The organism is Achromobacter piechaudii NBRC 102461 (genome assembly GCF_001571245.1).
In the GTDB taxonomy this organism is placed as follows: Bacteria; Pseudomonadota; Gammaproteobacteria; order Burkholderiales; family Burkholderiaceae_B; genus Achromobacter; species Achromobacter piechaudii.
In genome coordinates, this window is sequence record NZ_BCTK01000007.1 from 11916 (window position 1) to 38862 (window position 26947).

Consider the following 26947-nt stretch of genomic DNA (forward strand, 5'->3'; position numbering starts at 1 on the left):
GATGGCGCGTCGCAGCGCACCCGATGATTGGAAAAGTATAGATCCGGACGCTACGCCGTTTCATCTGGCGGTGCGTCGTGCGACACCGGCCGGCCCAGCAGGTATCCCTGGAAGTGCGAGCAGCCCTCCTGCGTCAGCCGGTCCAGCTGCGCCGCGGTTTCGACCCCTTCGGCGGTGGTGGGTATGTCCAGGCTGCGGCCGATGCCGTTGATGGCGCGGATGATGGCCAGCGCTTCCTTGCTGGACTCGACGTCCTGCGTGAACGACTTGTCGATCTTGATCTTGTCGAAGTCGAACGAGCGCAGATAGCCCAGCGACGAATAGCCCGTGCCGAAGTCGTCCAGCGCCACCTTCACGCCCAGCGCCTTCAAGCGGTTGAGCGTATTCAGATTGGTGGCCGAATTGGCCAGCAGCACCGACTCGGTGATTTCCAGCTCCAGCCGCCGCGCCGGCAGGCCGGACGTGGACAGCGCCGACTCCACCAGCGATACCAGCGCGCTGTTGGTGAACTGGCTGGCCGACAGGTTCACCGCCACCGTTTCGTGGTCGTCCCAGCGCATGGCTTCGTGGCAGGCCTCGTGCAAGGTGAAGGCGCCCAACTCGTGGATCAGCCCGGTTTCCTCGGCGATGGGGATGAAGTCGCTGGGCATGATCAGGCCCTTGACCGGGTGCTGCCAGCGCATCAGCGCCTCGCGCCCCACGACGCGCACGTGGCTGACATCCAGGATGGGCTGGTAGTACAGCTGTAGCTGCTGCCCCATGATGGCCTGGCGCAAGTCCATTTCGACCTCGTGGCGCTTGAACGCGGCGGCCTCCATTTCAGGCTTGAAGAAGGCCATGCAGTTGCGGCCGTTGCGCTTGGCTTCATACAGCGCCATGTCGGCGTAGCGCAGCAGATGGTCGGCGGTGTGGTCGGGCGTTTCGGCCAGCGCGATGCCGATGCTGACGCTCATCGGCACGGTGTGGCCTTCGACTTCAAAGGGCTGGCGCACGGCGTCGATGATCCGTTCGGCCATCTTGCGCACGTCGTCCTGCTGGCCGATGTTGGGCAGCACCACGGCGAATTCATCGCCGCCCAGACGGGCCAGCGTGTCCTGTTCGCGCAGCACCTTGGGCAGGCGCCTGGCGAACAGGCGCAGCAGCTCGTCGCCGCAGGGATGGCCCAGCGTGTCGTTCACGCTCTTGAAATTGTCCAGGTCCAGGCACAGCACGGCGGTGCGGCGGTCGTCCGCGCAGTGGTTCAGCGCGCGCAGCAGCTGTTCGCGGAACAGCCGGCGGTTGGGCATGCCGGTCAGCGTGTCGTGATGCGCCATGTAGCGCACCTGCGCGTGCGCCGCGTTCTCGTCGGTGACGTCATCCGAGATCAGCAGCGCGTAGCGCGAGCGCGGGTCGTTGCTGTGAAAGACCAGCGAGCGGGTGCGCAAGGTGCGCATGCCGCGCGCGGTGGCCAGTTCCTCTTCCGCTTCGCGCAGCGCGCCGTCCGAACGCAGGGCGTCGTTGGTCAGGCGGTCGAAGAACTCGAACACGGGCGCAGGCAGGCATTGCTGCGCCGTCTTGCCCAGCATCTGCGCGCGCGTGGCGCCGAAGGTCGCTTCCGCCTGACGGTTGGCCAGCAGGATATTGCGCGATACGGCGTCCAGCACGAGCACGCACGACGGTATGTGCGACACCACCGCATCCAGGAAGCTCGATAGCGAGGTCAGTTCCGAGTTGTAGTGCTCGGCCAGCTCTTTGGCACGGAGCAACTGCTGTTCGCGTTCGCGGCGTTCGGTGACGTCGCGCGTGACCTTCGCAAAGCCGATCAGGTCGCCCGCGTCGTCGCGGATGGGATCGATGACCACATTGGCCCAGAACAGCGTGCCGTCCTTGCGCACGCGCCAGCCTTCCGCCTCAAAGCGTCCCTGCTCGCGGGCAGTGGCCAGACCGCGTTGCGGCAAGCCGGCGGCCTGATCCTCGGCGCTGTAAAAGCAGGCAAAGTTCTTGCCCACGATTTCCTCTTGCGTGTAGCCCTTGGCGCGCTGCGCTCCGGCGTTCCAGTTGGCGACCGTGCCGTCCGGGTGAAGCATGTAGATGGCGTAGTCGACGACACCCTGCACAAGGTGCCGGTACATGACGTCGGAATTGTCGATGATCATTGGATAGGGGCGGCGGGTAGCGGCCGCGTCATGCGGGGCCAGCCGGCGTATACGTGGGCGGTCCCGCGAATGGACTGAGGGATATACGGCTTTACGTCGTGGCGGGCGCAATAGTTAAGGCGCCCGCTTGAAAAGGGCGGAATCTATCGAATCTTGTCGTAGAAACACGATTCGTTGCACGGGGAGCCAAGGGCGAGCCTCAGAGCTTCACCCGCTGCCGCAGCGCTTGCGCGATCATGCCGATGTCGATGTCCTTGCCGGGATTTTTCAGGCAGAAGTCGTACAGCACGGCCACGTAGGCGTTGCCCAGCAGCTTGGTGATGGCGCCGGCCGTCGTCGCGGCGATGGTGCCGCCCACCGCGCTGCCCGCGCCGGGTATGAATTTCAGCATGCCCGAGACTACCGACCGCCCGATCAGCGTGGCGGCCGATGCGCCCAGCGTTGACGTCACCAGCGTGGTGATCGCGGTGGTGTCCAGCTCCATGCCGAAGGTGATGCCGATCTTGGCGATCATGCCCACCTGGATCGGCACCAGCGCGAAGGCGTCGGAAAACGGAATGGGCGCGGCCGCGGCCGACGCCGCCAGACCCGCAGCCACGTTCACTTCTATCTCAGCCCGCTTTTTTTTTACTTCCAGGGCCTTCTTGTTGCGGGTGGACAGCGCATTGGCGTAAGCGCGCTGCTGCCCCTCGGGGATGTGCTCGGCCGTGACTTCGATCAGCGTGTCCAGGCCCATCGGCGGCAGTTCCGCGTCCAGTTCTTCGATCCATTCGGGCAGCGCGCGCACGGCCACCACTTGCTTGGCGCGCGGCAGCAGCTTTTGCGCCTCGGCGACGAAGGCGCTGTTCTTGCGCGCCTTGGTCAGCACCACCACGACCGGAATGCCGGCGTTGGCCAGCATCTCGGCCAGTTCGATTTCAGCGTCTTCCACGCGGTGGCTGCTGTCCTGGATGCAGAGCCAGGCCACGTGCACGTGCTTGTCCTGATCCTCCGAGGCCGAGCGTTCCTGGATGAGGTCCGCCAGCTGTTGGCGCGAACGCGCGTAGTCGCTCACTTCCAGCCCGCGCGTGTCGATGATGGTCAGCGGATGGCCGGGCTTGGTGTATTCCTGCGTCGTCTGCGTCACGGGCTTGCCCGCGCCCGTCTTGGCCAGTTCGCCGCGAAAGACCGCGTTGATCAAGGTGCTCTTGCCGACCCCCGTCTTGCCCGCGATCAGGATGTTCACGCGGCCCGCGCCGCGCGTGGCCGTGCTGATGGCGTCGGCGATGGCGTCCTGCAAGGCGGGGGAATCGGGGCGGAGGGGCGACATGGATTGGCAGTGAGAGCGAAACAGATTGAACAACGATATCAGAGGAATCTGACGTAATTGGGCAACGATATCAGAGGAGTCCGACATTTGCGGGTCTCGCGATCTTTTTATCGCCGCTTCAACGAAGATCCCGCCTGCGTGAGCGATCCGGGGGCCTGACAGGCGCCACGGAGGCAAAACCTGAAAGCCCGTCGCGCGGCGAGGAGACATTCAAATGGTGTGGGACATCGGAGTGGTGGCGCTCTACCTGGGCGGCATGCTGCTGCTGGGCTGGTACGGCATGCGGCGGGCGAAGACGCACGAAGACTATCTGGTGGCGGGTCGCAATCTGGGGCCGGGCCTGTACATGGGCACCATGGCGGCGACGGTGCTGGGCGGCGCCAGCACGGTGGGCACGGTGCGGCTGGGTTACGAATACGGCCTTTCGGGGTTCTGGCTTTGCGGCGCGCTCGGCCTGGGCATCATCGTGCTGAACCGCGTGCTGGCCAGGCCCTTGCTGAAACTGCGCATTTTCACCGTGACGCAGATCCTGGAACGGCGCTTCACGTCCGGCGCCAAACACGTCAGCGCGCTGGTGATGACGGCCTATGCGCTGATGCTGGCGGCCACGTCCGTCATCGCCATCGGCACGGTGATGCAGGTGCTGTTCGGCTTGCCGTTCTGGGTGGCGGTGCTGGTGGGCGGCGGGGTGGTCGCGGTGTATTCCACGCTGGGCGGGATGTGGTCGCTGACGTTGACCGACATCGTGCAGTTCGTCATCAAGACGGTGGGACTGATGTTCGTGCTGCTGCCGATCTGTCTGATGCGGGTGGGCGGCTGGGACGCGCTGGTCGCGCAATTGCCCGCCGCCAACTTCACGCTGACCCACATCGGCTGGCCCACGATCATCACCTACTTCGTCATCTACTTTCTGGGCATCTTGATCGGCCAGGAAATCTGGCAGCGCGTGTTCACGGCCCGCGATGAGCAGGTGGCGCGCGTGGCGGGCACCGCAGCCGGGCTGTATTGCATTGTCTATGGGCTGGTGGGGGCGGTGATCGGCATGACCGCCAAGGTGCTGCTGCCCGATCTGGACAACGTCAACAACGCGTTTGCCGCCATCGTGCAGGTGGGCTTGCCCGATGGCATACGCGGGCTGGTCATCGCGGCGGCGCTGGCGGCCATGATGTCCACGGCCAGCGCCGCCATGTTGGCCACTTCGACCCTGGTGGCCGAAGACCTGCTGCCGGCATTGCGGGGCGGCCGCTCGTTCACCGACGTGCGCGTGCACCGTGGCATCACCCTGCTGGCCGCGCTCTGCGCCCTGGCCATCGCGTTGGTGGTGGACGACGTCCTTAGTGCATTGACCTGCGCCTACAACCTGCTGGTGGGCGGCATGCTGGTGCCCTTGCTGGGCGCCATCTACTGGGGCCGCGCCACGACCGCCGGCGCGGTGGCCAGCATGCTGCTCGGTTGCGCGCTTTCGATTGCCTACATGCTCAAGGACGGCCTGGCGGCCAACACGCCTGTCTACGCGGCGCTTGCCGCCAGCGCCACGAGCTTTGTGCTGATCAGCCTGCTGGGCCGGCCGGGCGCGCCGTACCGCGATGCGCCCGTTCCCCGCACCGACGCCAAGTAACCCGGATTTCGACAGAGGAGCATTCCATGGGCTTTACGCCAGAACGTCTTGCCGCGCTGCGCGCCCGCTTCGGCGGCGACAACGAAGCCGTTATCCACGACCCGCATTTCCGAGAGGTGGCCGCCAACATCATCGATGCCGACGGCACGCGCAGCGCGCCTTACGCTGGCATGCCCACCTTGCTGGACGCGGCCGCGCGCGCCGTGGATTGGCAGGCTCCCGACTTCGGCGACCTGCAAGTGGCGCTGACCGGCGTGCCGATGGACCTGGGCGCCAGCAACCGCAGCGGGTGCCGCTTCGGCCCGCGCGCGCTGCGCGCAGTGGAGCGGGTTGGCCCTTACCACCACGTCCTGCGCTGCACTCCCACGCGCGAGCTGCGCGTGGCGGATATCGGCGACGTGCCGATGCGCAGCCGTTTCAGCCTGGAGCAGTCGCACGAGGATATCGAAAGCGCCTACGCCAAGATCCATGCGGCGGGCGTGATTCCGGTGTCGGTAGGCGGCGACCATTCCATCACCTTGCCGATCCTGCGCGCGCTGGGCCGGCGCAAGCCCGTGTCGCTGATCCACTTCGATGCGCACTGCGATACCGGCGGCCCCTTCGATGGCAGCCGCTTTCACCATGGCGGGCCGTTCCGGCAGGCCGTGCTGGACGGCGTGCTGGATCCCTGTCGCACGATCCAGATCGGTATCCGGGGCGCGGCCGAATACCTGTGGGAATTCTCGTACGAGTCCGGCATGACGGTCATCCACGCGGAAGACATTCCGCGCCTGGGCATCGACGCCATCATCGCCCGCGCGCGCGAGGTCGTGGGCGACACGCCCGTGTACGTCACGTTCGATATCGATTGCCTGGACCCGGCGTTCGCGCCCGGCACGGGCACGCCGGAGGTCGGCGGCGTCAGCGTGCGCGAGGCGCAGGCCATTCTGCGCGGGCTGGCGGGCGTCGACATCATCGGGGGCGACGTGGTCGAAGTGGCGCCCGCCTACGACGCCACGGCCAACACCGCGCATGCCGGCGCGCAGATGCTGTTTGAAATTCTCAGCCTGGTCAGCGTGCGGCAAGCGCGCTGATCCGGGCTCAGGCGCGTGGGTCCGTTGCCGGCCGCGCGCCTTGCAATCACCTTTCGCTTTGGCGCAAAAGGTAATGGAACGTACGGGTGGCCCTCCGGCCTGGGCACCCTAGGATAGTGCGTACGCCAGGGTAAGCGCGCATTGCGGCAACGCGCGTCGGAAAGATGTCGCCGACTTTTCTTGGCGCAGGCTTACCCGTTGATTCCGCGATGCGGGACGCTGCACCCGCTGTGTCTCACGGGTTGATAAAAGGGGCGCGATCATCGGACTTGTCATGCTGTTACATCTCAAATGTTTCGGTCGTCCTGGCGCCTGATTGCCTCTCTTAGAATCGGGCCCTCGTAGGTTTCGCCGCGCTTTCAGCGGCACCGTTCATGACCCGTTTTGCCCTCGTCCCCCGTTTGCTGCGCTCTCGCCCCTTGACCAAGGGCTTTCGCTATCTTTACCGCTATACGCGAGACGGCGCCTATCGGCATAACGAGACGCTGTGGCCGCTGGTGAAGATCCGCCGCGACGCGAGCGACCGCCTGACGGCCTGCGACCTGGTGGGCGTGCGTGGCCCGGCGACGTTGCCCATGGCTGACGTGCCGCGAGACCTGTCGGGCGACGCGCATCTGATTCTGAGCGGGCCTTCCGTTGCCGAGATCGACTACGCGCAATGCAGGCTGGCCGCCGTCATGGGCGTGAACGGGTCGATCGCGCTGCGGCGCTCGCAGCCTTCGTTGCGCTTCGATTACTACGCGATGCTCGATGCCGGCTTCGTGAAGCGTCGGCGCGATCTGGTCGCCGAGGTGCTGTCGCAGGACCTGCTGCTGTTCGTCACGCCCGAGGTGTACCGCTGGATCGCGTTCCTGTTCGACGCCGAGGCGGTGAAATGCCGCATCGCCGTGTTCGAGGAAGTGCATCAACGCGCGCTGCAAGCCCGGGCGCGGCCCGAAGAACTGGATGCGCAACTGGCGCATGACCCTGAGCTGGTGTTGTTCGATGCCCATCACCCGCAGCACGCCCATGGTTTCAGCCTGAACCCGGCGCGCGGCATGTTTGGCGGCGGCACGGTCGCGTACACGGGATTGCAACTGCTGGCCTGGATGGGCGCGCGCACGCTGTATCTGCACGGCCTGGACCTGACGGCAACGCAGGGCCCGCGCTTCTATGAAAGCCCCGGCGCGCAGTTGCCGACCGCGCTGGACCGCCAGTTTGCGGGGCATATCGAACCGGCGTTTCGTCAGGCCAGCCAGCTGCTGCGCGAGCGTGGCGTCAAGGTCTACAACCTGTCCCTGCACAGCCGTCTGGGCGAGGATGTTTTTGAAAAGCGTCATTGGAGCTGTTTGCTCAAACAAGGGGAGGCGCCGCCTTCCCCGCAACTGCTCTCGGGCCTGTCACGATGAAAATTCTTTACACCAACTTCCACCAGGGCGATGGCGGTGGCCACACCACCTACGTCATGTCGCTGGCGCGCATGCTGCGTGAGCGCGCGCGCATTACCGTGGCCGCGCCGCGCGGCAGCCGACTGTTGGCCGAAGCGCACGCGCTGCCTGGTGTGGAGTCGATCGACCTGGAGTTCAAGAGCCGCCCCTGGCAGCAATTGAGCGCGTTGCGCCGGTTGCGCGCGCTGCTGCGCCGCGAAAAGTTCGACGTGATTCACGTGAACGGTTCCGCCGATCATCGTCTTTGCATGCTGGCGGCGGTGGGCATGGGTGCGCATCGGCCCTTCATCGTCTACACCCAGCACACCGACCGCAGCGCCAAGAGCCTGGGCGTGCGCATGCGCGCCAAGTGGGGCACGAACCGCGTGATCTGCGTGTGCGGCCATACGTTTCGCCGGATGAAGGAATCGGTGTTCCGCGACGAAGACCTGCGCGTGGTGCACAACGGCGTGGACACGCTGGAATTCCAACCCGTCAGCGCCGAGCAGGCTGCCCAGGCGCGCGCGGCGCTGTTGCCCAAGGCCATGCAGCGCCGGCTAGTGATCGGCAGCAATGCCGGCACGGCCGTCTACAAGAACTGGCTGGACATGGTGACTGCCGTATCGCTGCTGCCCGAGCATCAGCGCGATCAGGTCGTGATCCTGATCGCCGGCAAGGAGCCCGACGCCGAACAGCGTCAGCGCGTGGCCGATCTGGCCATGACGGATCAGGTGGTGTTTACCGGACTGCTTGAGGACGTGCGCCCATTCCTGGCGGCGCTGGATGTCGGTTTCGTGCTGTCCTCGCGCCTGGAGACGATTTCATTCGCGTGCCGCGAGATGATGGCGGCGGGCAAACCGGTGATCGTCAGCAAGGTGGGCGGGCTGACCGAGAACGTCACCGATGGGCACAACGGCTGGGTCGTGCCGCCCGGTTCGGTCAGCAGCGTGCTGGCGACGGTGTCCACGATCCTGAATGACCGCGCCATTGCCGCCAAGATGGGCGAGCAGGCCCGCCACACGGCGCTGCACGAGTTTTCGCTCGCGCGCTTCGTGGGGCAGACCGAAGAGGTGTATCGGGAACGCGGGGGCGTCCGACCGTCAGCGCGAACTGACGCCCTGATGTCGTGACGCCCCGGATCGTGATCCTTAGAAGTGGATCACGGTGCGGATGGACTTGCCTTCGTGCATCAGGTCGAACGCTTCGTTGATGCGATCCAGCGGCAGCGTGTGCGTAATGAAGGGGTCCAGGTCGATCTTGCCGCTCATGGCGTCTTCGACCATGCCCGGCAATTGCGTGCGGCCCTTCACGCCGCCGAATGCCGAACCGCGCCACACGCGGCCGGTGACGAGCTGGAACGGACGCGTGCTGATTTCCTGGCCCGCGCCGGCCACGCCGATGATGATGCTTTCGCCCCAACCCTTGTGGCAGCATTCCAGCGCCGCGCGCATCACGTGCACGTTGCCGATGCATTCAAACGAGAAATCCACGCCGCCATCGGTGAGCTCGACGATGACTTCCTGGATGGGTTTGTCGTAGTCCTTGGGGTTGACGCAGTCGGTGGCGCCCATGGCGCTGGCCAGCACGAACTTGTTCGGGTTCGTGTCCACGGCGATGATGCGGCCGGCCTTGGCCTGCACCGCGCCCTGGATCACAGCCAGCCCGATGCCGCCCAGGCCGAACACGGCGACGGTATCGCCTTCCTTGACCTTCGCGGTGTTGTGCACGGCGCCGATGCCGGTGGTCACGCCGCAGCCCAGCAGGCAGACCTTTTCATGCGGGGCGGCCGAGTTGATCTTGGCCAGCGAGATTTCGTTCACGACCGTGTATTCGCTGAACGTCGAGCAGCCCATGTAGTGGTACAGCGGCTTGCCTTCGTAGCTGAAGCGCGAGGTGCCGTCGGGCATCACGCCTTTGCCCTGGGTGGCGCGCACCTTCTGGCACAGGTTGGTCTTGCCCGACAGACAGAATTTGCATTCACGGCATTCGGCCGTGTAGAGCGGAATGACGTGGTCGCCCGGCTTGAGCGAGGTGACGCCCTCGCCCACTTCGATGACCACGCCCGCGCCTTCGTGGCCCAGCACGGCGGGGAACAGGCCTTCAGGGTCATCACCGCTCAGGGTGAAGGCGTCGGTGTGGCAGACGCCGGTGTGCGTGATCTGCACCAGCACTTCGCCGCGCTGCGGGGGCGCGACGTCGATTTCAACGATTTCCAGCGGCTTGCCGGGTCCGAATGCGACTGCTGCGCGTGATTTCATAGTTGTTGCTCCACGAATGTCGGGGGATTACTTCAGATAGGAACGGACGATGCGCATCAGCTGATCGACTTCGGCTGCGGCGTCGATACTGGCGTCTTGCGGGCCGCCCTGGGAGGATTGCAGGAAGGTTTCCCGGAGATGGCTTTCCAGCACCTCGGCCATCAGGCCGGTGGCTGCGCCGCGCAAGGCGGCCAGCTGCTGCAACAGCGCCCCACATTCCGTGCCTTCGTTGACCGCGCGTTCCAATGCTAACGCCTGCCCCTGGATACGGCGCAAGCGGGTGACAACACGTTTCTTTTCTTCCGGCGAATGCGGCACGGCAGGCTCCGAAAACGATACAGGGGGGGAGTATACGAAAAGCCGGCGGGAATTCGCAAGCCATGTGTACCTGTCTATACTAGACGCCGATTTGCGCCGCCTTTTCGGCCCCCCACCCAGGATCATTCCGTGGCTTCTTCTCCCCCCCGATTGCCCGTCCAGGCCAACCCCCTGCCCGCGCCGCTGTACGCGCAGGTCAAGCAGATGATTGCGCAGCAGATACGTACCGGCGCGTGGCCCGCGCACTATCGGGTGCCCTCGGAAAGCGAACTGGTCGACGAACTCGGTTTCAGCCGCATGACGATCAATCGCGCGCTGCGCGAGCTGACTGCCGAAGGGCTGCTGGTGCGGATGCAGGGGGTGGGCACGTTCGTGGCCCAGCCCAAGGCGCGCTCGGCGCTGTTTGCCGTCAACAACATCGCGGACGAGATCGCCGCGCGCAACCATAAGCATCACAGCCGCGTGGTGCGCCTGGCCGAAGAGCCGGCCGGGCCCGAGCAGGCGCAGGCGCTGGACCTGCGCGTGGGGCAGCCGGTGTTCCATTCGGTCATCGTGCACTTCGAGGACGACGTGCCGATCCAACTGGAAGACCGCTACGTCAATGTGCGGCTGGCGCCCGACTACCTGAAGCAGGACTTCACGGAGCACACCCCCTACGAATACCTGACGCGCGTGGCGCCGTTGAGCGAGGGCGAGCACGTCGTCGAGGCCATTCTGGCCAAGCCGCGAGAATGCCAGTTGTTGCAGATAGACCGCGACGAACCTTGCTTGCTGATCCGTCGCCGCACATGGTCGGGCGACCGCGCGGTGACGCTGGCGCGCCTGATCCACCCCGGTTCGCGCCATCGGCTGGAAGGCAAGTTCACGACATGACCCAACCCGACATCCGTTTGTATCGCGCCGCCGACTATCCGCGCATGCCATGGAAGAACGGCGGCGGCACCACGCAGGAAGTGACGTGCAATCCGGGCGGCAGCACCGCCGCGTTCGATTGGCGCCTGTCCATCGCCGACGTCGCCCAGGAGGGCGGGTTTTCGGCGTTCACTGGCTTGCAGCGGATCATCACGGTGCTGCAAGGAAAGGGCATCCAGCTGACGGTGGACGGCCAGCAACAAGCTCCGCTGACGCCGCGCCAGGCCTATGCGTTCGACGGCAGCGCGGCGGTGCACTGCCGCTTGCTGGACGGGCCGATCCGCGACTTCAACCTCATCTATCGGCCCGAACGCTATCAGGCGCGTCTGCAATGGGCGTGTGGTGCGAAACCCTGGACCTTTCACAGCTCGGCGCAAAGCGTGCTGGTGCTGAATGCGGGCGCGGCGCTGACCGTGAACGTCGACGGCGCGGACCACGCGCTGCCCGCGCAATACGACTGCCTGCATATCGATGGCCGGCAGGCGCTGGCAGCGTATCGCCTCGTTGGCGAGGGTGGCGTGGACGCTTGCATCATCGAGCTGCATCCCCGCCAGGGATAAAGAAAATCTCACGCGGTATCTTTTTCTCATTGGGGAAATCCCTGAGATAAATACCGCTCGTCTGAGCTTGTATATACAAGCATAGGCATCCTATGATGCGGGCAACCGTCGCGCGGGGGATCGATGCGCGCGGCAGAACCGATCAAGGAGACTGTCTTGGACCAATCGAATCGATATCGCGATGTCGTCATCCGCGCCCCGCGCGGCAACCAGCTGACCGCCAAGAGCTGGTTGACCGAAGCGCCGCTGCGCATGCTGATGAACAACCTGGACCCGGACGTCGCTGAAAATCCCAAAGAGCTGGTCGTCTATGGCGGCATTGGCCGCGCGGCGCGCAACTGGGAGTGCTACGACAAGATCGTCGAATCGCTCACGCAGCTGAACGAAGACGAAACGCTGCTGGTGCAGTCCGGCAAACCGGTGGGCGTATTCAAGACCCACGCGAACGCCCCGCGCGTGCTGATCGCCAACTCCAATCTGGTGCCGCATTGGGCCAATTGGGAACACTTCAACGAACTGGACGCCAAGGGCCTGGCCATGTACGGCCAGATGACGGCGGGCAGCTGGATCTACATCGGCAGTCAGGGCATTGTCCAGGGCACTTACGAAACCTTCGTCGAGGCGGGCCGCCAGCACTACGGCGGCGACCTGACTGGCCGCTGGGTGCTGACCGCGGGCCTGGGCGGCATGGGCGGCGCGCAGCCGCTGGCCGCCACACTGGCCGGCGCATGCTCGCTCAATATCGAATGCCAGCAAAGCAGCATCGACTTCCGGCTGCGCACCCGCTACGTGGACGAGCAGGCGACCGACCTGGACGACGCGCTGGCGCGCATCGCCAAGTACACGAAGGAAGGCCGCGCGGTGTCGATCGCGTTGTGCGGCAACGCCGCCGACGTGCTGCCCGAGCTGGTGCGTCGCGGCGTCAAGCCCGACATGGTCACGGACCAGACCAGCGCGCACGATCCGCTGAACGGCTACCTGCCTTCCGGCTGGACTTGGCCGGAATACCGCGAGCGCGCCAAGCGCGAACCGGCCGCCGTCATCAAGGCCGCCAAGCAATCGATGGCCGTGCATGTGCAAGCCATGCTGGCGTTCAAGCGCCAGGGCATTCCCACCTTCGATTACGGCAACAACATCCGCCAGATGGCGCAAGAGGAAGGCGTGGCCGACGCCTTCGACTTCCCGGGTTTCGTGCCTGCCTACATCCGGCCGCTGTTCTGCCGTGGCGTCGGCCCGTTCCGCTGGGCCGCGCTGTCGGGCGATCCGCAGGACATCTACAAGACAGACGCCAAGGTCAAGGAACTGATCCCCGACGATGCGCATCTGCATCGCTGGCTGGCGATGGCGCGCGAGCGCATCAGCTTCCAGGGCCTGCCGGCGCGCATCTGCTGGGTGGGTCTGGGCGAACGCGCCCGCCTGGGCCTGGCCTTCAACGAGATGGTGCGATCGGGCGAACTGTCCGCGCCCGTCGTCATTGGCCGCGACCACTTGGATTCCGGGTCCGTCGCCAGCCCCAACCGCGAAACCGAATCCATGCGCGATGGCTCCGACGCGGTGTCCGACTGGCCCCTGTTGAACGCCCTGTTGAACACCGCCAGCGGCGCGACCTGGGTGTCGCTGCATCATGGCGGCGGCGTGGGCATGGGCTTTTCGCAGCACTCCGGCATGGTCGTCGTCTGCGATGGCACGGACGAGGCCGCCGAACGCATCGCACGCGTCCTGACCAATGACCCGGCCACCGGTGTGATGCGCCATGCCGATGCGGGCTACGACATAGCCATCGAATGCGCCAACGAGCAGGGCTTGAACCTGCCGATGGTCACCCGCCCGCGCTGATCCGCCGCTGACCCCTATCCTTCCAACCGCGTGGGGCCGTGACCGGCATCGGTCCGCCCCACGCCACCCTTGAGGCAATGCGATGGCGCAAAGCAGCGAGACAGGGACCACGCCGCTTATCGAGCGGCGTTCCATCGACTACATTCCGCCCTCCGAGCGGCACGGCAGGCTCTACAGCCAATTCACGCTGTGGATGGGCGCCAACCTTCAGATCACCGCGATCGTCACCGGCGCGCTGGCGGTGGTGCTGGGTGGCGACGTGTTCTGGTCGCTGATCGGGTTGTTCATCGGACAGGTCTTGGGCGGCGTGGTGATGGCGTTGCACGCGGCGCAGGGCCCCAAGCTGGGATTGCCGCAGATGATCTCCAGTCGCGTGCAGTTCGGCGTCTACGGCGCGGCGATTCCCATCGTGCTGGTGTGCCTGATGTACCTGGGCTTCACGGCCACGGGCACGGTGCTGTCCGGCCAGGCGCTGGGGCAGCTGTTCGGGGTCAGCGACACCGTCGGCATCCTGATCTTCGCGTCGGTCATCGTGGTGGCGACCTTGTTCGGCTATCGCGTGATCCACATCATCGGACGCATTGCCACCGTATTCGGCCTGATTGCGTTCGTGTATCTGTTCAGCCGCGTGATCGCGGTGGGCGATGTGGGCCAGTTGTTGCAGATCCGGCATTTCGCCTGGGGGCCGTTCCTGTTGGCCGTGTCGCTGGCGGCGTCGTGGCAGATCGCCTATGGCCCCTACGTGGCGGACTATTCGCGCTACCTGCCCAGCAGCACGTCTTCGGTCAAGACGTTCCTGGCGGTGGGCCTGGGCTCGGTGCTGGGCGCGCAGATCGCCATGGTGCTGGGCGTGCTGGCCGCCGCGATGTCGGCGGGGCAGTTCGCGGGGCGCGAGGTCGCTTACATCGTGGGGCTGGGTGGCACGGGCACGATGGCGGCGTTGCTGTATTTCAGCATCGCCTTCGGCAAGGTCACGATCTCGACGCTCAACTCCTACGGCAGCTTCATGTGCGTGGCCACCATCGTGAGCGGCTTTCGCGGGCATGTGGAAATTTCCCGGCGCCAGCGCGCGGTGGCCGTGGTGCTGATCGTGGGCGCGGCGACGGCGGTGGCCCTGGTGGGCCAGCATTCTTTCCTGAACGCATTCAAGTCTTTCATTCTTTTCCTGCTGGCGTTCTTCGTGCCGTGGAGCGCGGTGAATCTGGTGGATTACTACTTCATCAACCGCGAACGGTATGACGTGGCCGCGCTGTCGGATCCGAATGGCCGGTACGGGCGCTGGAACCTGCCGGGCATCGCGGTGTACGCGGTCGGCGTGTTGGTGCAGATGCCGTTCATCTCGACCAAGCTCTACACCGGCCCGATGGTCGAACGCCTGGGCGGCGTGGATGTGTCGTGGATCATCGGCCTGATCGTTCCCAGCATTCTTTATTACCTATTCGCCCGCCGCGACACGCGGCTTGCGGCGCACGAGCCGGCGCAACGTCCGGCATGACAACAACATTGCATCAAGCCGGCGAGCCGGCGTAGGAGACCCCACATGGAATTGCATCTGAAGCCCGGCCATCTGACCCTGTCCGACTTGCGTCGCGTGTACCAGGAACCGGTGCGCTTGAGCCTGGACGCGGGCGCGGCCGACGCCATCGACGCCAGCGTGGCGACGGTAGAGCGCCTGATCGCCGAGGGCCGTACGGTGTATGGCATCAACACGGGCTTTGGCTTGCTGGCGTCGACCAAGATCGCGCGCGAAGATCTGCAAGCGCTGCAAAGTTCGCTGGTGCGGTCGCACGCGGCGGGCGTGGGCGAGCCGCTGGACGACGCCATGGTCCGGCTGATCATGGTGCTGAAGATCAACAGCCTGGCGCGCGGTTATTCCGGCATACGCCGCCACGTCATCGACAGCCTGATCGCGATGGTGAACGCGGGCGTCTATCCGCATATTCCGTTGAAGGGTTCGGTGGGCGCGTCGGGCGACCTGGCCCCGCTGGCGCACATGTCGATCGTGCTGCTGGGCGAGAGCCGCGCGCGCTATCAAGGCGAATGGCTGCCGGCGCAGGAAGCGCTGGCGCGGGCCGGCCTGGTGCCACTGACGTTGGCGGCCAAGGAAGGGCTGGCGCTGTTGAACGGCACGCAGGTGTCCACCGCCTATGCGCTGCGCGGCCTCTTCGAAGCGGAAGACATGATGGCGGCGGGCTTGGTGTGCGGCAGCCTCAGCGTGGAAGCGATGCTGGGATCGCGCGTGCCGTTCGACGCCCGCATCCACGCCGCGCGCGGCCAGCCGGGCCAGATCGCGGTAGCTGCTGTGTACCGCGATCTGTTGGGTCAGGACAGCGAGGTCGGCCATTCGCACGCCGATTGCGAAAAGGTGCAGGACCCCTATTCCCTGCGTTGCCAGCCGCAGGTGATGGGCGCGTGCCTGACGCAGATCCGTCATGCCGCGCACGTGCTGCAAATCGAATCGAACGCCGTGTCGGACAACCCGCTTGTGTTCGTGGCGCAAGGCGACGTGATCTCGGGCGGCAACTTCCACGCCGAACCCGTGGCGATGGTGGCGGACAACCTGGCGTTGGCGCTGGCCGAGATCGGCGCGCTGTCGGAACGGCGCATTGCGCTGATGATGGACAAGCACATGTCGCAGCTGCCGCCATTCCTGGTCAGCAAGGGCGGCGTCAACTCGGGCTTCATGATCGCGCAGGTGACCGCGGCCGCGCTGGCCAGCGACAACAAGGCGCTGGCGCACCCGGCCAGCGTGGACAGCATGCCCACGTCGGCCAACCAGGAAGACCACGTCTCGATGGCGCCCAACGCCGGCAAGCGCTTGTGGGCCATGGCGGAAAACGTGCGCGACATCCTGGCCATCGAGTGGCTGGGTGCGTGCCAGGGGCTGGACTTCCGCGAAGGGCTCAAGACCTCGCCCCAGCTTGAACAGGCGCGCCGCGCGCTGCGCGAGAAGGTGCCGCACTACGAAGAAGACCGCTTCTTCGCGCCGGACATCGCTGCCGCCAGCAGCCTGATTTCGGCACAGGTGTTCAACGGCCTGATGCCGGTGGGACTGCTACCCAGCCTTTGATTTCAAGGTTGCGGCGCTCTTCGGGCGCCGCCTTTGCAGCGCTGTGCGCAAGCGGCCATAGAAGCCGCTCGCACAGCGTTTGATGCTGTACGCCTATAACAAGGACGGAGAAGACAATGCAAGCGCAAACGCAGGATCTCAAACGGGGGCTCAACGCCAGGCATATCCGCTTCATGGCGTTGGGATCGGCCATCGGGACAGGCTTGTTCTACGGATCGGCCAAGGCCATCCAGGAGGCCGGGCCATCGGTGCTGATCGCCTATCTGATTGCCGGCGCGGCCGTATACATGGTGATGCGCGCGCTGGGGGAAATGGCGGTGAAGGATCCCGTGTCGGGCTCCTTCGGGCATTACGCCACGTGTTACCTGGGGCCGATAGCGGGCTTTCTGACCGGCTGGACCTACGCGTTCGAGATGATCATCGTCTGCCTGGCCGACATCACCGCGTTTGGCCTGTACATGGGCTTCTGGTATCCCGATGTGCCGCGCTGGATCTGGGTGCTGTCCATCGTGCTCTTCATCGGCGCGATCAACCTGTGTTCGGTCAAGGTGTTTGGCGAACTGGAATTCTGGCTGTCGCTGCTGAAGGTGGGCGCCATCATCGCGATGATCGCGGGGGGGCTGGGCATCATGCTGTTCGGCCTGGGCATGGATGCGGGCAGCGCGGCGACGGGCGTGCAGAACCTGTGGCAGCACGGCGGTTTCATGCCCAACGGCGTAAGCGGACTGATTGCCTCGCTGGCGGTGGTGGTGTTCGCCTTCGGCGGCATCGAGATCATCGGCATCACCGCGGGCGAAGCCAAGGACCCCGCAAAGACCATCCCGCGCGCGATCAACGCGGTGCCGCTGCGCATCCTGCTGTTCTACGTGCTAACGCTGTTCGTGCTGATGTCGCTCTTTCCGTGGACGCAGATCGGCAGCCAGGGCAGTCCGTTCGTGCAGATCTTCGATGGGCTGGGCATCAAATCGGCGGCAACCATCCTGAACATCGTGGTGATCTCGGCTGCCGTGTCGGCGATCAACAGCGACATCTTCGGCGCGGGCCGCATGTTGTACGGCATGGCTCAACAGGGGCAGGCTCCCCGCGCGTTCGGAGCGGTGTCGAAGTCCGGCGTGCCGTGGATGACGGTGGTGGTGATGACCGTGGCGCTGTTGCTGGGCGTGCTGCTCAACTACCTGATCCCCGAAGACGTCTTCATGCTGATCGCCTCTATCGCCACCTTTGCGACGGTGTGGGTGTGGCTGATGATTCTGTTGTCGCAAGTGGGCATGCGGCGCAAGATGAGTGCCGAGGAGGTTGCCCAGCTGAAGTTCCCGGTGCCCTTCTGGCCCATCGGTCCGGCGCTGGCCATCGTGTTCCTGGTGTTCGTGATCGGGGTGCTGGGCTATTTCCCGCGCACGCAGATGGCCTTGATCGTGGGCGCGGCGTGGATTGCCTTGCTGTGCCTGGCGTACCGTTATCTGGTCGTGCCGCGCGGTCCTCGTGGCGGCATGCCGGTGCCGGTGACGGAAGGGTCTGACTGATCCAATACGGCGCCCGTCGCCCAGCGCGGCGTGGCGCCGGCTTCAAGGAGAATTTGCATGAGACAGGTCTGGCGACATTGCCACGCCGCCACCATGGTGGACGGGGTGTATTCCGTGATCGACGAGGCCGCCATCGTGACGCATGCCGACCGCATCGAATGGATCGGCAAAGAAGCGGCGCTGCCGCCCGTCGACGCGGTGCATGAGCACGATCTGCGCGGGGCCTGGGTCACGCCGGGCTTGATCGACTGCCATACGCATCTGGTCTTCGGCGGCAACCGCAGCACGGAATTCGAACAGCGGCTGCAAGGCGTGGACTATGCCAAGATCGCGGCGCAAGGCGGCGGCATCGCCAGCACCGTGCGCGCCACGCGCGAGGCGTCGGAAGATGCGTTGTACGCCAGCGCCCGGCAGCGCGCGCTGCATCTGCTGCGCGACGGCGTGACCACACTGGAGATCAAATCGGGCTACGGCCTGGACCTGCCCAACGAACGCAAGATGCTGCGGGTGGCTCGGCGCTTGGGTCAGATGCTGCCCATGACCGTGCGGGCCACCTGTCTGGCCGCGCACGCCTTGCCGCCGGAATTCGCCGGCCGCCCGGACGATTACATCGACGAAGTCGCCCGCCGCATGTTGCCGGTGCTGGCGGCCGAAGGGTTGGTCGACGCGGTCGATGCATTCTGCGAGCATCTGGCGTTTTCGCCGGCGCAGGTCGAACGGGTGTTCCAGGCGGCGGCGCACCTGGATCTGCCCGTCAAGCTGCATGCCGAGCAGTTGTCCTCGCTGCATGGCGCCACGCTGGCCGCGCGTTATGGCGCGCTGTCGGCGGATCATCTTGAATACCTGACTGAAAGCGATGTGCTGGCGATGGCTCAGGCGGGCACCGTGGCGGTCCTGTTGCCCGGCGCGTTCTACGCCCTGCGTGAAACGCAGTTGCCGCCGTTGGACCTGCTCCGCCGCCATGGCGTGCCCATCGCGATTTCCACCGATCTGAATCCGGGCACGTCACCCGTGTTGTCGTTGCGGCTGATGATGAGCATGGCCTGCACGCTGTTCCGCATGACGCCCGAAGAAGCCCTGGCCGGTGCGACGCTGCATGCGGCGCGGGCACTGGGGCTGCATGTGACGCACGGTTCGCTGGAGGTGGGCAAGGTGGCGGACTTCGTGGCGTGGGACGTTGCGCACCCGGCCGAGCTGGCGTACTGGATTGGCGGCGATCTGCCCAAGCGCGTGATCCGTCATGGCGCGCTGGTGGATGTGACGCAGCTGGCTTGAGCGATGCACGGGCCGGATCGCGGCTCGCGCGCTTGAAGCTTCAAGAAAGAACGGGCACCGCGAATGCGGTGCCCGTGCTTCGGGAAATGCCGCCGCCCGGCGTGCGCCGAGCGGGTAGCGCCAGGGTCAGGCCGCGATGGCGAGGTGTCGCTGATCCTGGATCAACGTCGGCAGACGGAACGCGCTGACCGCGCCCTGCAAGCGCTGGGCCTGATCCTCCAGCGACGTGGCGGCCGCCGCGGCTTCTTCGACCAGCGCGGCGTTTTGCTGCGTCACCTGGTCCATCTGATTGACCGCCGTGTTGACCTGGTCGATGCCGGTCACCTGCTCTTGCGACGCCGTGGCGATGTCGTTGACCAGCAGGGTCAGCCGTTCGATGGTTTCCAGGATCTCCTGCATGGTGCGTCCCGCCGTTTCGACCTGGGTGGAACCCGCCTGGACGGTCGCGCTCGAGGTCGAGAGCAATTGCTTGATCTCTTTGGCCGCGCCCGCGCTGCGTTGCGCCAGTGAGCGCACTTCCGCCGCCACCACCGCGAAGCCCTTGCCCTCTTCGCCCGCGCGCGCGGCTTCGACCGCCGCGTTCAGCGCCAGGATGTTGGTCTGGAAGGCGATGCCGTCGATCACGCCGACGATGTCTTCGATACGGCCCGAGTCCTGCGCGATTTCGCGCATGGTGCTGACGGCTTCTTTCACGGCCAGGCCGCCACGCTGGACCACCTGGCTGGCGACGACCGCCATCTGGTTGGCCTGGCGGGCGTTCTCAGCGTTGCTGGTCACGGTGGACAGCAGTTCTTCCATGCTGGCGGCGGTTTGTTCCAGCGACGCCGCCTGCTGTTCGGTGCGGCTGGACAGATCCTGGTTGCCGGCGGCGATTTCGCTGGAACCGGCATTGATTTCCACCACGCCTTCACGCACGGCATGCACGGTGCGCACCAGGCTCTCCTGCATTTCCTGCAGGTAGGGGATGATCTGCCCCACACAGTTGCGGCCGTATGACGGCAGGGGCGTGGTCAGGTCGCCGCCGGCGATGCGGCGAAAGTGCGCTTTGATGGCGTCCAGCGGTCGGCGCACGAAGATCACCACATAGCGGTCGCCCAATGCCAGCAACAGGAGGCAGACGGCCAGCACGATAGCCATGCTGGTGTAGGCCTGCTGGCGCTTGGCGGCCGCGCTGTCCCACAGCTGCGTTTCGCGTTCCTTGGCGTAGGCCTCGTAGTTTTCGATGCTCTTGCCAAAGGCGCGGCTGGCGGTGACCACGGCGCTGGCCGCATGTTCGCGGGCACGGGCGATGTCGCCTGCTTCCAGGTGCTGGCGCTGCACGGCGATGCCGCCGTTGACCAGTGCGTCGAAGCCGGCCTGCATGGGTTGCAGCAGCGCGGCCGGCGCGTCCTTGGCGGCCAGTTCGATGAAGATGGCTTGCTGCTTGCGCGCCTCGTTCAGCGCGGCGTCGATGCTGCGGCCTTCTTCCGCCGCTTGAGCGGTCTTGCCTTCGCCCGCGTATTCCAGCTGACGCGACAGCCGCAGGCGGGCGCGCATGATCTGGTCGTTGACCCGTGAAAGCGTCGAGACTTCATGGAGCAATTTGCTACTGTCGGCAAGCGCTTCGCCAGCGCTGCGCAGACCGTTAACGCTGATCGCCGACAGTCCGATCACCAGCGCGCTGACGGCGAGCAGGGTGCACAGGATCATGCGGCGGATCGTGATGTCTTTCAAAAACTGTGTCATAGCGAGTCGTCCCCCCAAATACAGCGAGTGCTGCATTCACAACAACGACTGCGCCTCACAGATATTTAGGCGACTGTTGCACAACTTACCAATATGTCTACCCGTTCGACGAATATATCGACAAATAGCGCAACAATGTCGCGCAGATGACTATTTGGAAGGGCGCGCCACGGACGGAGACAGGGGCTCGGAGGCATCAAAGCGCAGGCGCGAGAAGCTGGCGATAGCGGCCAGCGCGGCGCACAACCCACCCAGCCACAAGGCGGCGACGGCGCCATGCGAGGTGGATACGTGAAAGCATGCCGCCACCAGCGCCGCGCCCGATGCCTGGCCCAATAAGCGCACCGTGCCGATCATGCCGCTGGCGCCGCCTGCGCGCGAGGCGGGCGCGGAGGTCATGATGGCGCGCAGGTTGGGCGATTGAAAAAAGCCGAAGCCCGCGCCGCAGATCGCCATGCGCCAGCAGATGTCCCAGACCGACGGCGCGGCGGGCAGCAGCGCCATCAGCGCCAGGCCCAGCGCCAGCAGCGACAGCCCGACCCCGCCCAGAATGCCCGCCGGGTAGTGGTCGGACAGGCGGCCGGCGATAGGGGCCATGATGGCCACCACCACCGGCCAGGGCGTGATCAGGAAGCCGGTATGGACCTGGCTGTAGCCCAGCACGGTCTGGAACATGAAGGGCAGCGAGACAAAAGCCAGCGCCTGCGCGGCGAAGGCGCAGACGGCGGTGGCGGCGGACAGGGCGAACAGCGGCCGGCGCAGCAGGTCGACGGCCAGGATGGGCGCGGGGTGGCCGGCCTGGCGCCGCATCAGCAGCCACAAGGTGGCGATGGCGCCGCCCCATTCCAGCGTGACGCGCGGCCACGGCGCGCCTTGCGCGAGTTCGTTGGAGCCCAGCACGAACAGTCCCAGCGTCAGCGCGCACAGTGCGGCGGCGATGCCGTCGAACGCATGCGGCGCGCGCGCCGTTTCAGGCAGGCCGCGCAAGCCCAGGACGGCCGCCACGATACCGATGGGCACGTTGATGAGGAATAGCCAATGCCAGGACCCCAGCAGCAGGATGGCGGATGCGGCGGTGGGCCCGGCCGCGAACGACAGCCCGACTACCATCGCATTCAGGCCCAGGCCCCTTCCCAGCATCGAAGACGGATAGATGAAGCGCAGCAGCGCGCCGTTCACGCTCATGACGCCAGCCGCGCCCAGCCCCTGCAGGATGCGCGCCACCACCAGCACCGGCAAAGACGGCGCCAGGCCGCAGGCCAGCGACGACAGCGTGAACACGATCAAACCCGCGATGTAAACGCGGCGGTGACCCAGGATTTCTCCCAGCGCGGCGGCGGGCAACAGGCCGGCCACCATGGCCAGCTGATAGCCGCTGATGACCCAGATCGAACCCGCGTCGCTGGCCTGAAGGTCGCGCGCGATGGTGGGCAGCGCGGTGTTGGCGATGGCCGTGTCCAGGCTGGCCATGCAAACCGCCAGCATGACGGCCAGCAGCGCGCCCAGGCGTTCCGAAGCAGGCAGGCCGGCGCCAGCCGGATAAACGGTGTTGCGTGAGAACGAGAGCATGAGGCGGCGTCAGGGGCGAGGCGTGCGGGGCGGGGCGTCCGGCAACGTGAGGACTGATTCTAATGCGGCATCGGGATTCAACGCTTCGTCAGGACGGCGAGGCGGAGGCGTAGGCCGGGCGCCCGCCCAAGCCGCGCCCCGGCCAGGCGACTGCAAGGAAGTCGTCACCGCCACCACCACGTGTTGACGAGCGCCTAGGGTGTGGCGGTGGGCGCTGGTCTGGGCTTGACCGGCCAGAACAGCGTCGCGGGCCGTTGCCAGATGCGTTGCCGCACGCCTGCCGACAGGGAATCGCGATCGCGGCGGCGCAGGTCGCGGGAACGCATCGCCACGTTGAAGGCCAGCGCGAAGCTGACGCCGACATTCAGGATGCCCGTCAACGCAATGCCCGCCACGGCCAGCCAGAACTCCTGCGTGTGCACGACCTGCCATCCCAGCGTGCCGATCACGGTGCCCAGCTGCCCGGCGCTCAGTGTCACGTGGCGCACCTCGACGTGCGGCCCGAAGAAGCTGACGATGGCCGGCCCCAATCCCAGCATCAGGCCCAGCGACACATTGCCCGCGATGCCCGAGATGTTGCGTTGCCAGAACCCCGCCCAGCGCGCCGCGCCGCGTTCGCCCAGCAGGTGCCGCGCGCGCCGGTTGTAGGCCATCACGTCATGCACGCGGTGCAGCGCAAACCAGTTGTCGGCCCAGCCCGCGATCAGGCTGGACAGCCACAGCAGCACGCCGGTGGCGGCGGCGTAGAGCGGCGTGGGTCCCCATGCCGAGAACGAGGCCAGCGTCTCGTGGGCTTTGTCGGCGTTGATCAGCGGCCGGTCCAGGCCATTGACCGCGACCCACTGCACGGCCCAGGCCAGCGGAAACACCACGGCCAGATTGCCCAGGATGGCCGCGGCGTTGGAGCGGATCATCGCCATCGTGTCGTCCAGGAAGGCGTCGCGCCCTTCGGGCGTGTAGGCGTCGTCCAGCCGGTGGGCCAGCGCGGGGCCGGTCATCGCGGGCTGCTTGGTGGCAAGCGTGAAATGGGAAAAGTGAATGACGAGAAACCCGCCCGCGTAGTTCAGCGACGCAAGCAGCCCCTCGATGAACTTGTCCAGATGCAGCGACACGATGAAAAATTTCAGATAGACCGTGAACACCATGACGAAGCCGCCGCCCAGCGACGCCTTGAGCATGGTCAGGTATTCCACCGCGTCCCGCGCGATGTAGTGCTCTCCCGTTTCGGCGGTGCGCTCCATGACGCGGCGCGCCAGTTGCGCGAAAGACGAAGCGGCCAGGTGGCGGATGCTGCTGCGCGCCTGGGTCGAGCGGATCAGCTCGGCGGTCAGGTGCACGAACTTGTGCCGCTGAGTGGGGTCGACCCAGACTCCCAGCAGCAGTTCGATACGGGCCACGCGCAGCTTCATGCGTTCGATCTGGAAGACCACTTCGACCGATACGCCGTTCTTCTCCAGTTCGTCGTACACGCCCTGGGCGGCGGCGCGGCAGCCGTCTAGCAGCGCGCGGAACATGTTCAGGCGGCGGCCGAATACGTCGCGCGGCGTGTCCGGCGTGGTGGCGCACAGCTCGGTCGCCGCCGTGGCCAGCGCGAAGAAGGGAGATTCCTCGACCCGGCCGGGCAAGCGCGAGCGGATGTCCTGGCTCAGGCCGGTGGCGCGAACCTGGCTGACCAGCACCTGGATGCTGCTGGTCAAGGCCTGTTCCAGCCGGGGCGAAAGCGGCTCGGCGCCGCTGGCGTCGGGAGCCAGCGGGTGCGCCACCGCGTCACCCGAGCGAAACAGCCTGCGCATGCGGGCCAGGGTGTCGTCGTCCAGCGACTCGATCCACGCGGCATCGCCCGCGCGCCGGAAGATCAGGGAGAACAGCCCAAACATGTCGGGGCGGTTGGGCGGCGGCGGCAGCAGGCGGGCTTGGGCGCGTTCCCAGAATTCGCCCCAGAAGCCCGGGTGCGACGCCACGCCGGTGTCGCACAGCAAGGACGTGGGGTCGTTGTCGGCCACCAGCGAGCGCAAGGTGGCGGCCACGCGCGCGGCGCGTTCGGGATTGTGTTCCAGCACTTGCAGCACGTAGCGCAAGCGCGCGTGCTGGGGGTGGCGGACGGACTCGGCGGCCCCGTCGGCGGGCAGCGTGGGCGCGGCCGGCGCGCTGGGGCGATCAAGCCAGCGGCACAGATCCACCATCCACATGTTGCGGTCGGCCAGCGGTGCGTCGGGATCGGCGCTGGCGAGGATGACGTCCAACTGCGGACCGCCGTGGCGCGCGGCCCGCCACTTGCGCCAAAGGGATGTGAGCATGGGCGGCCTCGCGGGTCAGGGGGCTTCGGGGTGGCGGCGCAGGGAGAACCCCTGCGCTTCATTCATGGCCAGGTAGCTGACGTTGCGCGACACCACCGGCGGTTGCTCGCCGCCATGCAGGGCCCGCACCTCGTCCAGCACCATCTTGTCGGCCAGCGTCATGCGATCGATCATGCGCAGATACTGCATCCGGCTTTCCACAAGGAACACTTCGCGCCAGATGCCTTCGCGTTCCAGGTCGCGGAACAGTTGCCACTGCTGCGCGCCATTGCGCAGTCGCAGCAGCCGCAGGGGATGCGCGGCGGCGATCAGCGCGCGCAGCTTGTCCTGGTCGATCTGGTATTCCACCGCGACCAGCACTGCGCCATGCTGCGTATTGAAGCCGGCGGCGGCCATGGCGGGCTCAACGTCGTCCACGCGCGCGAGCGATTGCGCGTCCACGTGCTCAGGCAGACGCGAGCGGTACAGCAGCGCCACCGTGATGCCCAGCATGATGCCGGCGGTGGTCAGCGCCCCGGACACGCCCATGGTGCCGGCAAAGTGGCCCCACATGAACGAGCCGGCCGCCAGCCCGCCAAAGATGGCGGTCTGGTACAGCGCCAGCGACCGGGCCTTGACCCAGTCCGGCACCAGCAGTTGCACGGTGGTGTTGTAGGTCGCCAGTACGCCGATCCAGCAACTGCCCGACACCAGCAACGCCGGGAACGCCACCCATAGCGTATCGGTCAGGCCCAGCGCCGCGAGGCACACTGCCAGCAGCGCGGCGGCCACGGTGATCAGCGCGCTGGCGCCCCAGGCCTGCCGGATGCGCCGCACGACGACGCTGCCCAGAATGGCGCCCACGCCCAGCGCGCCCAGCATGTAGCCATACAGCAAGGCGCTGCCGTCCGCGTGTTCGTGCGCCAGCAAGGGCAGCAAGGCCCACAAGGCGCTGGCCGACAGGCCAAAGGCGAACGAGCGCAGCATCACCACGCGCGTCACCGTTGAATGCTGCGTGTAGCGCAGCGCGGCGACGACGCCTTCCAGCAAACCCTCCGGCGGCAAGCGCCGCACGGGCACCACGCGCCGCCAGCGCCAGATGGCCCAGACCAGGGCGCCGTAACAGACGCAGTTCAACAGGAAGACCCACGGCGCGCCCATCGCACCCAGCAGCAGGCCGCCGATGGCCGGACCGACCGCTCGCGCCACGTTGAAGTTCACGCTATTGAGCAGCACGGCGCTGCCCACGTGTTCACGCGGCACCTGCTCGCCCACGGCGGCTTGCCAGGCCGGGGTCACGACGGCGCTGCCGATGGCGATGCAGAAGACCGATGCGATCAGCGTGATCGGGTGCAGTAGGCCCGCGAACGCCAGGATGGTGATGAAGACGCCACCTGCCAGCTCAAGCAGCATGCCGGCCAGCATGACCTTGCGGCGGTCGTAGTTGTCGGCAAGCACGCCGGTAAGAATGGACAGCGCCACCAGCGGGAAGGCGGCGGCCACCTGGATCATGGCGACCATCAGCGGGCTGCTCTGCTCGGTGGTGATGATCCACGCGGCGGCGACGGACTGCGCCCAGGTGCCCAGGTTGGCGAACAGGTTCGCAATCCAGATGATGCGAAACGCGGGGAATGCGAAGGGGGACAGCGTGCTGACGGTCAGTGGCGCGGCGGGTGCGGCGGGCGCTTTGGGCGGCAGGTCGGCGGAGGGAGAGACGGGTTGGAGCATAGGGGCTCGGGGGCGCGTCTTGGTCTGCCCGGTGGACCGGGCGTTGCACGGGTGATCAATGGTACGCCGGATTCAGCGCGGCGGTGCAGCGCGCCGGGCGGTGGATAACACTGTGGGTAAGCCAGTGGATTGGCAGTGGAAAGCCGGTGGATAGGCGGTGGACAACGCGGGATAACTTGGGGCTGACGCCAGGGGCGGAAAGGCGGACGAGGCAATTTCCAGGCAGGGATAGCTTGGTGGTGTCGATGATCCGCAATGAGCATGCCGGCGAATAACTTTTAGTGACGCATGATTGGCTGCTGTTTCCGGGTTTTCCCGGGGATATGGGGTACGCTGCCCGGGGTTCGCGCGGGTGG

19 protein-coding genes are annotated in these 26947 nt (G+C 66.2%); 11 read left to right on the plus strand and 8 right to left on the minus strand.

Annotated elements, in window-relative coordinates:
- Nucleotides 1-50 precede the first annotated feature (50 nt).
- Complete coding sequence (locus API01S_RS17800; protein WP_082306139.1) at nucleotides 51-2135, minus strand: putative bifunctional diguanylate cyclase/phosphodiesterase; 2085 nt, start codon at nucleotides 2133-2135, stop codon at nucleotides 51-53.
- Between the two features lie 199 nt (nucleotides 2136-2334).
- The gene (locus API01S_RS17805) at nucleotides 2335-3444 is read right to left on the minus strand and encodes a YcjF family protein (RefSeq protein WP_061305645.1); all 1110 of its coding nucleotides are present in this window, start codon (nucleotides 3442-3444) and stop codon (nucleotides 2335-2337) included.
- A gap of 214 nt (nucleotides 3445-3658) precedes the next feature.
- On the opposite strand from API01S_RS17805, the gene API01S_RS17810 reads away from it, so the two are divergent.
- The 4 genes from API01S_RS17810 (at nucleotide 3659) to API01S_RS17825 (ending at nucleotide 8671) form a co-directional block, all read left to right on the plus strand.
- Nucleotides 3659-5062: a sodium:solute symporter family protein gene (locus tag API01S_RS17810; RefSeq protein WP_061305646.1), complete on the plus strand. Its 1404-nt coding sequence runs from the start codon at nucleotides 3659-3661 to the stop codon at nucleotides 5060-5062.
- A 26-nt stretch (nucleotides 5063-5088) separates the two neighbouring features.
- On the plus strand, nucleotides 5089-6135 hold the full coding sequence (gene speB, locus API01S_RS17815) for an agmatinase (protein WP_061305648.1): 1047 nt from the start codon (nucleotides 5089-5091) through the stop codon (nucleotides 6133-6135).
- A 374-nt stretch (nucleotides 6136-6509) separates the two neighbouring features.
- Nucleotides 6510-7523, plus strand: coding sequence for a hypothetical protein (locus tag API01S_RS17820; protein ID WP_050730487.1), 1014 nt, complete (start codon nucleotides 6510-6512; stop codon nucleotides 7521-7523).
- Nucleotides 7520-8671 (plus strand): glycosyltransferase family 4 protein, encoded by a 1152-nt coding sequence (locus tag API01S_RS17825; protein ID WP_050730488.1) that lies wholly within the window; start codon nucleotides 7520-7522, stop codon nucleotides 8669-8671. The genes API01S_RS17820 and API01S_RS17825 overlap by 4 nt, the downstream gene beginning before the upstream one ends.
- Before the next feature lie 18 nt (nucleotides 8672-8689).
- On the opposite strand, the gene API01S_RS17830 is transcribed toward API01S_RS17825, so the two are convergent.
- Together API01S_RS17830 and API01S_RS17835 are read right to left on the minus strand one after the other, a co-directional pair.
- Nucleotides 8690-9799 carry an S-(hydroxymethyl)glutathione dehydrogenase/class III alcohol dehydrogenase gene (locus API01S_RS17830; protein WP_050730489.1) on the minus strand — a complete coding sequence of 370 codons (1110 nt, stop codon included), beginning with the start codon at nucleotides 9797-9799 and terminating at the stop codon, nucleotides 8690-8692.
- A gap of 27 nt (nucleotides 9800-9826) precedes the next feature.
- Nucleotides 9827-10117, minus strand: coding sequence for a metal/formaldehyde-sensitive transcriptional repressor (locus API01S_RS17835; protein WP_006216970.1), 291 nt, complete (start codon nucleotides 10115-10117; stop codon nucleotides 9827-9829).
- A gap of 129 nt (nucleotides 10118-10246) precedes the next feature.
- Between API01S_RS17835 and hutC the strand changes: the two genes are divergently transcribed.
- The 7 genes from hutC to hutI all read left to right on the plus strand — a co-directional run bounded on the left by hutC (nucleotide 10247) and on the right by hutI (nucleotide 19293).
- Entirely contained in the window at nucleotides 10247-10990 is a 744-nt protein-coding gene (gene hutC, locus API01S_RS17840; protein ID WP_174544682.1) for a histidine utilization repressor, read from the plus strand.
- Nucleotides 10987-11589 carry a HutD/Ves family protein gene (locus API01S_RS17845; protein ID WP_061305650.1) on the plus strand — a complete coding sequence of 201 codons (603 nt, stop codon included), beginning with the start codon at nucleotides 10987-10989 and terminating at the stop codon, nucleotides 11587-11589. The genes hutC and API01S_RS17845 overlap by 4 nt, the downstream gene beginning before the upstream one ends.
- 123 nt (nucleotides 11590-11712) lie before the next feature.
- Nucleotides 11713-13425, plus strand: coding sequence for a urocanate hydratase (gene hutU / locus API01S_RS17850; protein ID WP_061305652.1), 1713 nt, complete (start codon nucleotides 11713-11715; stop codon nucleotides 13423-13425).
- Nucleotides 13426-13507: 82 nt separating this feature from the next.
- Nucleotides 13508-14920 (plus strand): purine-cytosine permease family protein, encoded by a 1413-nt coding sequence (locus tag API01S_RS17855; RefSeq protein ID WP_050730491.1) that lies wholly within the window; start codon nucleotides 13508-13510, stop codon nucleotides 14918-14920.
- 45 nt (nucleotides 14921-14965) lie between these two features.
- The gene (gene hutH, locus API01S_RS17860; protein WP_050730492.1) at nucleotides 14966-16495 is read left to right on the plus strand and encodes a histidine ammonia-lyase; all 1530 of its coding nucleotides are present in this window, start codon (nucleotides 14966-14968) and stop codon (nucleotides 16493-16495) included.
- 116 nt (nucleotides 16496-16611) lie between these two features.
- The gene (locus API01S_RS17865) at nucleotides 16612-18018 is read left to right on the plus strand and encodes an amino acid permease (RefSeq protein ID WP_050730493.1); all 1407 of its coding nucleotides are present in this window, start codon (nucleotides 16612-16614) and stop codon (nucleotides 18016-18018) included.
- Between the two features lie 57 nt (nucleotides 18019-18075).
- Nucleotides 18076-19293 (plus strand): imidazolonepropionase, encoded by a 1218-nt coding sequence (gene hutI / locus API01S_RS17870; protein ID WP_061305654.1) that lies wholly within the window; start codon nucleotides 18076-18078, stop codon nucleotides 19291-19293.
- Between the two features lie 126 nt (nucleotides 19294-19419).
- Here hutI and API01S_RS17875 read toward each other — a convergent pair whose 3' ends face one another.
- From API01S_RS17875 to API01S_RS17890, 4 genes are all read right to left on the minus strand, one after another.
- Complete coding sequence (locus API01S_RS17875; protein ID WP_061305656.1) at nucleotides 19420-21018, minus strand: methyl-accepting chemotaxis protein; 1599 nt, start codon at nucleotides 21016-21018, stop codon at nucleotides 19420-19422.
- Between the two features lie 150 nt (nucleotides 21019-21168).
- The gene (locus API01S_RS17880; protein WP_061305658.1) at nucleotides 21169-22587 is read right to left on the minus strand and encodes an MFS transporter; all 1419 of its coding nucleotides are present in this window, start codon (nucleotides 22585-22587) and stop codon (nucleotides 21169-21171) included.
- A 194-nt stretch (nucleotides 22588-22781) separates the two neighbouring features.
- On the minus strand, nucleotides 22782-24884 hold the full coding sequence (locus tag API01S_RS17885) for a site-specific recombinase (protein WP_061305660.1): 2103 nt from the start codon (nucleotides 24882-24884) through the stop codon (nucleotides 22782-22784).
- 15 nt (nucleotides 24885-24899) lie between these two features.
- On the minus strand, nucleotides 24900-26591 hold the full coding sequence (locus API01S_RS17890; RefSeq protein ID WP_061305662.1) for an MFS transporter: 1692 nt from the start codon (nucleotides 26589-26591) through the stop codon (nucleotides 24900-24902).
- Nucleotides 26592-26947: the final 356 nt, after the last annotated feature.

Excerpts from the sequence above, each read along its gene's own strand:
- API01S_RS17800 (WP_082306139.1), bottom strand. The coding sequence starts at position 2,135 with ATGATCATCGACAATTCCGACGTCATGTACCGGCACCTTGTGCAGGGT.
- API01S_RS17805 (WP_061305645.1), bottom strand. The coding sequence starts at position 3,444 with ATGTCGCCCCTCCGCCCCGATTCCCCCGCCTTGCAGGACGCCATCGCC.
- API01S_RS17810 (WP_061305646.1), top strand. The coding sequence starts at position 3,659 with ATGGTGTGGGACATCGGAGTGGTGGCGCTCTACCTGGGCGGCATGCTG.
- speB (WP_061305648.1), top strand. The coding sequence starts at position 5,089 with ATGGGCTTTACGCCAGAACGTCTTGCCGCGCTGCGCGCCCGCTTCGGC.
- API01S_RS17820 (WP_050730487.1), top strand. The coding sequence starts at position 6,510 with ATGACCCGTTTTGCCCTCGTCCCCCGTTTGCTGCGCTCTCGCCCCTTG.
- API01S_RS17825 (WP_050730488.1), top strand. The coding sequence starts at position 7,520 with ATGAAAATTCTTTACACCAACTTCCACCAGGGCGATGGCGGTGGCCAC.
- API01S_RS17830 (WP_050730489.1), bottom strand. The coding sequence starts at position 9,799 with ATGAAATCACGCGCAGCAGTCGCATTCGGACCCGGCAAGCCGCTGGAA.
- API01S_RS17845 (WP_061305650.1), top strand. The coding sequence starts at position 10,987 with ATGACCCAACCCGACATCCGTTTGTATCGCGCCGCCGACTATCCGCGC.
- hutU (WP_061305652.1), top strand. The coding sequence starts at position 11,713 with ATGCGCGCGGCAGAACCGATCAAGGAGACTGTCTTGGACCAATCGAAT.
- API01S_RS17855 (WP_050730491.1), top strand. The coding sequence starts at position 13,508 with ATGGCGCAAAGCAGCGAGACAGGGACCACGCCGCTTATCGAGCGGCGT.
- hutH (WP_050730492.1), top strand. The coding sequence starts at position 14,966 with ATGGAATTGCATCTGAAGCCCGGCCATCTGACCCTGTCCGACTTGCGT.
- API01S_RS17865 (WP_050730493.1), top strand. The coding sequence starts at position 16,612 with ATGCAAGCGCAAACGCAGGATCTCAAACGGGGGCTCAACGCCAGGCAT.
- hutI (WP_061305654.1), top strand. The coding sequence starts at position 18,076 with ATGAGACAGGTCTGGCGACATTGCCACGCCGCCACCATGGTGGACGGG.
- API01S_RS17875 (WP_061305656.1), bottom strand. The coding sequence starts at position 21,018 with ATGACACAGTTTTTGAAAGACATCACGATCCGCCGCATGATCCTGTGC.
- API01S_RS17880 (WP_061305658.1), bottom strand. The coding sequence starts at position 22,587 with ATGCTCTCGTTCTCACGCAACACCGTTTATCCGGCTGGCGCCGGCCTG.
- API01S_RS17885 (WP_061305660.1), bottom strand. The coding sequence starts at position 24,884 with ATGCTCACATCCCTTTGGCGCAAGTGGCGGGCCGCGCGCCACGGCGGT.
- API01S_RS17890 (WP_061305662.1), bottom strand. The coding sequence starts at position 26,591 with ATGCTCCAACCCGTCTCTCCCTCCGCCGACCTGCCGCCCAAAGCGCCC.